The following is a 6,125-nucleotide window of genomic DNA, read 5'->3' as shown; positions in this document are numbered from 1 at the left end:
GCGCTCAAGCATCGGCGGTCTGTACCGGGGCGGCCGCCACCCCCGCCCCGGTACAGACCGCCGATCCTTTTGGCCTCGAGACCGTGCTCGAGCCCAAGAAGGTCGTGATGGTCAAGGGCACTGCCAATTGGGATTCGGCCTTCGACACCCTGATCGACGCCTTCAAGGCGCTGAACACGCTCCTGGACAAGCAGGGCATCAAGCATGCCGGCAATTCGATGATCGTCTACACCTCCACCGACGACACCGGCTTCACCTTCCTCGGCGAGATCCCGGTCGAGCAGGATCCGAAGAACCTGCCCAAGGACATGAGCATCGGCAAATCGCCGGAGGGCAAGGCGCTGAAATTCGTCCATCGCGGCTCCTACGACAACATGGACAACACCTATGAGGCGATCACCAATCACCTCGACGACAAGAGGTTGGAAGCCAAGGATACCTTCATCGAGGAGTACCTCACCGATCCCCTGAAGACGGCCGAGGACAAGCTCGTGATCAACGTTTTCGTGCCGCTGAAGTGAGAATGATGAAAAAGCCTGCCGTCCTTTTTGCTCCACTCGCCGCCGTTTTCGCCACAACGCTGCTGGCGGCCCCCGCCCGCGCCGACGATTTTCCGTCAGCCATTTCGGCGAGCGGCGAAGCCACGATTTCCGCCGCCCCCGATCTCGCGCAGATCGACGCCGGGGTCGCCAACGATGCCAAAACGGCGAAGGAAGCCTCCGATGCCAACAACGCGGCGATGGGCAAGGTGCTGCTGGCGCTGAAGGGCGCCGGGATTGCCGAGAAGGATTATCAGACCTCGCGCCTGTCGCTCCAGCCGCAATACGGCCAGAACAAATCCACCGGCGCCTCGCCCGTGGTCGGCTTCCGCGCCTCCAACCGTGTCACCGTGAAAATTCGCGACGTGACCAAGGTCGCAGGCATCATCGACACGCTGGTCAGCGCCGGCGCCAACGACATCGGCAATATCTCCTTCGAGGTGACGCAGGCCTCAAAACTGCTGGATGATGCGCGCGAGCAGGCAGTCGCTGATGCCCGCCGCAAGGCGGAGATTTACGCCAAAGCCACCGGCGTCACGCTAGGGGCGCCGCTCAGCGTCACCGAGGGCGGCGGCCCGGTACCGCTGTTCAAAGGCCGCGTCGCTGCGGCTCCGATGGCTGCACCCGCAGCCGTCGCGCCCGGCGAGGAGACTCTGTCGGTGACGGTGAATGTGAGCTGGGCGATCAAGCCGAAAGAGCAATGACTCTGGTGTCCCGGATGCACTGCGTCCGGGACACGCGCAGTTTGCCGGCACGCTAAATCTCCACCACCTGCCCCGGCAGCATCGCGACGAACCGCTCTTGCGGAATCTTCGCGGCATCCAGCGCTTCGACCAGCGCCTTTGCCGGCGCATCGATTGCCTCATCCGTCAGCTGGAACGTGCCGTGATGATGCCCGAGCGCTTCCTGCGCGCCGCAATCCGCGAGCGCCTTCACGGCATCTTCCGGATTCATGTGCTGGTCACGCATGAACCAGCGCGGCTCGTAGGCACCGATGGGAAGGATCGCGAGCCGCAGCGGCCCGTGCTTCTCCGCGACGCGGCGGAAATGCCTGCCCTCGCCATAGCCGGAATCGCAGACGACGTAGATCTTGCCGGCCGGCGTCTCCAGCACGAAGCTCGCCCATAGCGCCTTGTTGCGATCGAACACACCGCGCGCGGTCCAGTGCCGGGTCGGAACCAGATGCACGGCGATGCCGCCACCGAGCTCGACGCGGTCGTGCCAGTCGAACGCCTCCGCCTTGACCGTGGGATCCCAGCTTCGAATCGTCACGTCGTTGCCGAGCGGGGTGACGACGCGCGGCGCAAAATTCTTGGCGAGCCGCGATAGCGTCGAGATGTCCAGGTGATCGTAGTGGCCGTGCGAGACCAGCACGACGTCGATCTTCGGCAAATGTTCGAAGGCAATGCCGGGATCGTTGTGCCGCTTCGGCCCGGCCCAGGCGACCGGCGAGACCCGCATCGACCAGACGGGATCGACCAGGATGTTGAGGCCGCCGGTCTGGATCAGCCAGCTGGCGTGGCCGACGAAGGAGAGCCGCACCTTGTCGCCGTCGACCCGCGCCGGCGGGGTGTCGGCATGGGGGCTCGGGGCCCAATCCGGCCATTCTGCGCGCTGCCGCTTGCCGCCGAATTGCCAGCGCAGCACCTCTCGAAGCGATTTCGGCGGCGCGCCGTCGGGATCGAAGAAGTGCAGACCGTTGAAATGGTCGGAGGCCGGACCGTCATAGGTTTTCATGCGAGACATCCAAAGGGACGGAATAGCGACGAGCGCGCCGGCCCCGGCTAGCAGTCCGAACAGGCGGCGGCGGGTGATCGGCACGGCGGCTCAGGGATGATAGTGGAGATCAGTCATCGCCATCTATATGGGCGAAGCCCAGGGAAATGGAACCGGCGGCAAAAGGGCCCTAAATTTCAGGACCTTGTCCTGGCAAAGGCGCCGCGGCACCCTAACTTTCCTTGACTTTTGGGCGTGAGCGGCGTTTAACCCCGCCACTTTCTCGGAAAGGCTTTCTTTTCGACCCGCCGACTGGCCCTGGAGGCCGGAGGTCAACGCCCGACAGCGCTGTGCGCCCTCGGGCGCAAAGGTGTTTGGAACTACGTCTTGGGGCAATGCGCCAAGGCACATTCAGGGTCATCCCCCGCGAAGGCGGGGGATCCAGTATTCCAGAGACGTCTCGGCTAAAGCCGAGAAGCCGCGGCGTACTGGATGCCCCGCCTGCGCGGGGCATGACAGCGGAGAGTAACGGCGCGCCCCTCATCGGGGGGACAGCAACAGGATAACGGCATTGTTCGACAATCTGTCGGAACGGCTTGGCGGCATCCTCGATCGTCTGACGGGGCGCGGGGCGCTGACCGAAAAGGACGTCGACGCCGCGATGCGCGAGGTGCGCCGCGCGCTGCTGGAGGCTGATGTCGCGTTGGAGGTGGTGCGCAGCTTCACCGAACGCGTCCGCGAGCAGGCGATCGGCGCTACCGTCGTCAAGTCGGTCACACCAGGCCAGATGGTGGTCAAGATCGTCCATGACGAGCTGATCAACACGCTCGGCGCCGAAAGCCAGACCATCGACGTCAATTCCGTGCCGCCGGTGCCGATCATGATGGTCGGCCTGCAAGGCTCCGGTAAGACCACCACCACCGCCAAGCTCGCCCGCCGCCTGGTCCAGCGCGACAAGCGCAAGGTGCTGATGGCTTCGCTCGACGTCTATCGCCCGGCGGCGATGGAGCAACTGGCCGTGCTCGGCCGCGATCTCGACATTCCAACGCTCCCCATCGTCGCAGGCCAGCAGCCGCCGCAGATTGCCAAGCGCGCGCTGGAGGCCGGCAAGCTCGGCGGCTACGACATCGTGCTGCTCGATACCGCCGGCCGCACCACGCTCGACGAAGAGATGATGGCGGAGGCGGCCGCGATCAAAGCCGCGGCCAATCCGCATGAAGTTCTGCTGGTCGCCGACAGCCTAACCGGCCAGGACGCCGTGAATCTCGCGCGCTCGTTCGATCAGCGCGTCGGCCTCACCGGCATCGTGCTGACCCGCGTCGACGGCGACGGCCGCGGCGGCGCCGCGCTGTCGATGCGCGCGGTCACCGGCAAGCCGATCAAGCTGATCGGCACCGGCGAAAAGACCGATGCGCTGGAGGATTTCCATCCTGATCGTATCGCCGGCCGCATCCTCGGCATGGGCGACGTCGTCTCGCTGGTCGAGCGCGCCGCCGCCAACATCGACGCCGAGAAGGCCGCGCGCACCGCCGAGCGCATGCGCAAGGGTCAGTTCGACCTCAACGACATGCGCGAGCAGCTGTTGCAGATGTCCAACATGGGCGGCATCAGCGGGCTGATGGGCATGATGCCCGGCATCTCCAAGATGAAGAACCAGATCGCGGCCGCCGGCATCGACGACAAGATCCTGAAGCGCCAGGTCGCGATCATCGATTCCATGACGCGCGAGGAGCGCCGTCACCCCGACTTGCTGAAAGCGAGCCGCAAGAAGCGCATCGCTGCAGGGAGTGGCCAGAGCGTCGAGCACGTCAACAAGCTCCTGAAGATGCACCGGAACATGGCCGACGTGATGAAGGCCATGGGCTCGGGCAAGCGCGGCCCGCTCGCCGGCATCGCGCAGGCCATGGGCTTTGGCGGCGGCATGAAGATGCCGTCTCCGGAAGAGATGAAGGCTCTTCAGGAGAAGATGCAGAGCGGCGGCGGACAGGGCCTGCCGAGCCTGCCGAAGGATTTGCCGGCTGGTCTTCGCACCGGCCTGCCCAACGTTCCCGGACTGACTGGGCTCAGCGGCAAGCCGATGCTGCCGGGCCTCGGCGGTTTCCCGGGCAAGAAGAAATGAGGAATTCGTCGCACGGGATCGCAAGCGTCCCGCGCAACGCGGAATACCAATCAACCCAACAGACTGTACTTTGAAGGAGAACTTGATGTCCGTCGTTATCCGCCTCGCCCGTGCAGGCACCAAGAAGCGTCCCGTCTATCACGTCGTCGTCGCCGATTCGCGCTTTCCGCGCGATGGCCGCTTCATCGAGCGTCTCGGTTATTTCAACCCGCTGCTGCCGAAGGATAACGAAGCCCGCCTCAAGCTCGACATGGAGAAGGTGAAGGCCTGGGTCGCCAAGGGCGCGCAGCCGTCGGACCGCGTGTCTCGCTTCCTCGACGCCGCCGGCGTCAAGAAGCGCGAAGCGCGCAATAACCCGCAGAAGGCCGTGCCGCGCAAGGAGCGCAAGGCGCAGGCCGAAGCCGCCGCGAAGGGTTAAGGCCAGACCATGCCGGCGCTGGTCTGCGTCGCGCGGATCGGCGCCGCGCACGGGGTGCGCGGTGCGGTCAAATTGTGGACCTTCACCGAAGATCCCTTTGCCATCAGGCGCTACGGTCCGCTGCTATCCAAGGACGGCAAGCGCCAGTTCGAGGTCGCAACGGCGCGCGAGGCCAAAGATCATCTGGTCGCGACCTTCGCGGGGGTCACGACCCGCGATGAGGCCGAACGGCTCAACGGCGTCGAGCTCTACGTCCCGCGCGACAAGCTGCCCGCGACCGACGCGGACGAATATTACCACACCGACCTGATCGGGCTCGCCGCCGTCACCACGGACGGCGACGCTCTCGGCCGCGTGCTCGCGATCCATAATTTCGGCGCCGGCGACATCATCGAGATCGCTCCGCTCAAGGGCACGACGCTGCTGCTGCCGTTCTCCAACGCGGTGGTGCCTGAGGTCGACATTGCCGGCGGGCGTGTGGTCATCGCCCTGCCGCAGGAGATTGAGGGCGAGGACCCTACCGCTAGTCGTCCCGGCGAAGGTAATTGAGATGCAATGACCACCCCCTCACCCTGGCGCGCGACGGTGCTGACGCTGTTTCCGGACATGTTTCCCGGGCCGCTCGGCGTGAGCCTGGCCGGCCGGGCGCTGGCGGGCGGGCTTTGGCAACTCGAGGCGCGGGACATCCGGGCCTCCGCCACCGACCGCCACCGCAGCGTCGACGACACCCCGGCCGGCGGCGGGCCGGGCATGGTGCTGCGGGCGGATGTCCTGGCCGCCGCCATCGATGCCGCTGAAATCAGCCCGGATCGGCCCCGTCTGCTGATGAGCCCGCGCGGTCGGCCATTGACCCAGGCCCGCGTTGTGGAACTGGCCAGGGGTCCCGGCCCCCTCATCGTCTGCGGACGGTTCGAGGGGGTGGACCAGCGGGTGATCGACGGGAGATGCCTGGAGGAGGTCTCGATCGGCGATTACGTGCTGTCCGGGGGCGAAATCGCCGCGTTGGCCGTGATCGACGCCTGCGTCCGGCTGCTGCCGGGGGTGATGGGCAAGGAGACATCGGGAACCGAGGAAAGTTTTTCGGACGGCCTGCTCGAATACCCGCAATACACCCGCCCGCAGCTGTTCGAGGGGGCTCCGATCCCGGAGATCCTGACCTCCGGCGACCACGCCAAGGTCGCGGCTTGGCGGCGGGCGCAATCCGAGGCGTTGACGGCGGCCCGGCGGCCGGATTTGTGGGCCCAGATCCCGAGCAAGGCCCCGAATCGGGCCGGGCGCCAAAAAACGCCAAAAAACAAGACAGACGGGTGACAAACGCTCCGGCTTGCCTTAT

Annotated in this window: 7 protein-coding genes; 6 read left to right on the top strand and 1 reads right to left on the bottom strand. The window is 65.7% G+C overall.

Features of this window, described 5'->3' with window-relative positions; translation table 11 throughout:
- Positions 1-521, top strand: a 521-nt coding sequence (locus IVA78_RS01815) for a GyrI-like domain-containing protein (protein ID WP_247463940.1), incomplete at its 5' end; no start/stop codon positions are given.
- A 5-nt stretch (positions 522-526) separates the two neighbouring features.
- Complete coding sequence (locus IVA78_RS01810; protein ID WP_247300064.1) at positions 527-1,243, top strand: SIMPL domain-containing protein; 717 nt, start codon at positions 527-529, stop codon at positions 1,241-1,243.
- Between the two features lie 52 nt (positions 1,244-1,295).
- On the opposite strand, the gene IVA78_RS01805 is transcribed toward IVA78_RS01810, so the two are convergent.
- The gene (locus IVA78_RS01805) at positions 1,296-2,360 is read right to left on the bottom strand and encodes an MBL fold metallo-hydrolase (RefSeq protein ID WP_247463937.1); all 1,065 of its coding nucleotides are present in this window, start codon (positions 2,358-2,360) and stop codon (positions 1,296-1,298) included.
- 466 nt (positions 2,361-2,826) lie between these two features.
- Between IVA78_RS01805 and ffh the strand changes: the two genes are divergently transcribed.
- The 4 genes from ffh (at position 2,827) to trmD (ending at position 6,103) form a co-directional block, all read left to right on the top strand.
- Positions 2,827-4,374, top strand: a complete 1,548-nt coding sequence (ffh, locus tag IVA78_RS01800) for a signal recognition particle protein (protein ID WP_247463934.1) — start codon at positions 2,827-2,829, stop codon at positions 4,372-4,374.
- An 85-nt stretch (positions 4,375-4,459) separates the two neighbouring features.
- On the top strand, positions 4,460-4,792 hold the full coding sequence (rpsP, locus tag IVA78_RS01795; protein WP_011083313.1) for a 30S ribosomal protein S16: 333 nt from the start codon (positions 4,460-4,462) through the stop codon (positions 4,790-4,792).
- A 9-nt stretch (positions 4,793-4,801) separates the two neighbouring features.
- A complete protein-coding gene (gene rimM / locus IVA78_RS01790; protein WP_247463932.1) occupies positions 4,802-5,341 on the top strand; it encodes a ribosome maturation factor RimM in 540 nt (179 codons plus the stop codon).
- A 6-nt stretch (positions 5,342-5,347) separates the two neighbouring features.
- Positions 5,348-6,103 (top strand): tRNA (guanosine(37)-N1)-methyltransferase TrmD, encoded by a 756-nt coding sequence (gene trmD / locus IVA78_RS01785; RefSeq protein WP_247463929.1) that lies wholly within the window; start codon positions 5,348-5,350, stop codon positions 6,101-6,103.
- The last annotated feature ends 22 nt before the right edge of the window (positions 6,104-6,125 follow it).

Origin of the sequence: Bradyrhizobium sp. 137 (assembly GCF_023074095.1) — a bacterium.
In the GTDB taxonomy this organism is placed as follows: domain Bacteria; phylum Pseudomonadota; class Alphaproteobacteria; order Rhizobiales; family Xanthobacteraceae; genus Bradyrhizobium.
Note: the sequence above shows the minus strand (reverse complement) of the source record. Positions and strands in the feature narration are given on the sequence as shown.